General features: G+C 77.3%; 1 protein-coding gene. It reads right to left on the bottom strand.

Translation table 11 applies throughout. The annotated features are described in order from the left end of the window. Nucleotides 1-1,527, bottom strand: a 1,527-nt coding sequence (locus AB0C76_RS41320; protein ID WP_359975938.1) for a polyketide synthase dehydratase domain-containing protein, incomplete at both ends; no start/stop codon positions are given.

Raw genomic sequence — 1,527 nt, 5'->3', positions numbered from 1 at the left:
CACCCGTGATCACGACCGTGCCCGTACCCCAACCCGAGGAGGGCCCACCGGGGGCCACGCGGGCGAGCCGGCCCACCCGGACGACACCGTCGCGCACCACCACCTGCTGCTCGCCCACGGCGAGCACCGCGTCCAGCGGGAGCTCGCCGTCCGTGTCCACGAGGACGAACCGACCCGGGTTCTCCGACTCGGCCGCCCGCACCAGGCCCCACACGGCAGCGCCGGCGAGATCCGACACCCCGTCGACCGCACCCCGGGTGACGAACACCAGGCGCGCGTCCACGAACCGCGGCTCGGCCAGCCACTCCTGCACCAGGCCCAGCACCCACGCCGTCACCCCGTGCACGTCCCCGGGCGTCGAACCACCCACCACCGGCACCACCACGGCACCCGGCACCTCGCCGGCCACCTCGGCGAGCGACGGCACGTCCTCGCCCAGCGTCACCGCCGTCACGCGCTCGCCCGCACGCGACGGCGCGGGCACCCACTCCAGCCGCAGCAGCGAACCCGCCGCGGCCGCTCCCTGCGCGACGGCAGCCGGCTCGGCCAGCGTCACGGCCTCGGCGGACAGCACCGGCTCCCCGGCGGCGTCCGCGACGGCGAGCGCCAGCGTCTCCTCGCCCGTGCGCACGATCCGCGCCCGCACCACGGACGCGCCCGAGGCGTGCAGCGACACCCCGGACCAGGCCGCCGGCACGAGCCCCCGGCCGTCCGCCCGCACCACGGCCGCCAGCAGCGCAGGGTGCACACCGAACCCCGCGGCCTCGTCGGCCGCCTCACCCGGCAGGACCGCCTCGACGAAGGTCTCCTCGCCGCGCCGCCAGACCGTCCGCAGCCCGTCGAAGGCCGGGCCGAGGTCCGCCTCCTCCTGGATCCCGGTCAGCTCCGCGACGACCGCGCCCTTGGGCGGCCAGACCGAGGCGTCGAAGCCGACCGTGCGCTCGCCGCGGACGAGCTCGCCCGAGGCGTGCTGCGTCCACGCGCCGTCGGCGTCGGCGTCCGGCCGGGAGAAGATCCGCACCGGGCGGGCACCGGAGGCCGCTGGGGCGTCCACCTGGATCTGGACGACGACGGCGCCGTCCTCGGGCAGCACCAGCGGCTCGGCGAGCGTCAGCCGCTCGACCCGGTCGCAGGCCACCTGGTCACCGGCGCGGACGGCCAGCTCCAGGAACCCGGTCGCCGGGAACACGGCCATGCCGCCCACCCGGTGGTCGCCCAGCCACGGCTGTGCCTTCAGCGACAGCCGGCCGGTCAGCAGGGTGCCCTCGGCGTTCGCCAGCGCGACGGTCGCGCCCAGCAGCGGGTGCTCGGCGGGCGACAGGCCGGCGCCGGTCACGTCGCCGATGCGGCGGGCGGGACGAGGCCAGTAGCGCTCGTGCTGGAAGGGGTAGGTGGGCAGGTCGACGCGGCGGGCGCCGGTGCCGTCGAACAGCCGGGCCCAGTCGACCGGGACGCCGGTGACGTGCAGGCGGGCCAGGGCCGTGACGAGGGTGTGCTCCTCTGGCCGGTCACGGCGCAGCAGCGGAA

Origin of the sequence: Kitasatospora sp. NPDC048722, from assembly GCF_040650235.1 — a bacterium.
GTDB lineage: Bacteria > Actinomycetota > Actinomycetes > Streptomycetales > Streptomycetaceae > Kitasatospora.
Note: the sequence above shows the minus strand (reverse complement) of the source record. Positions and strands in the feature narration are given on the sequence as shown.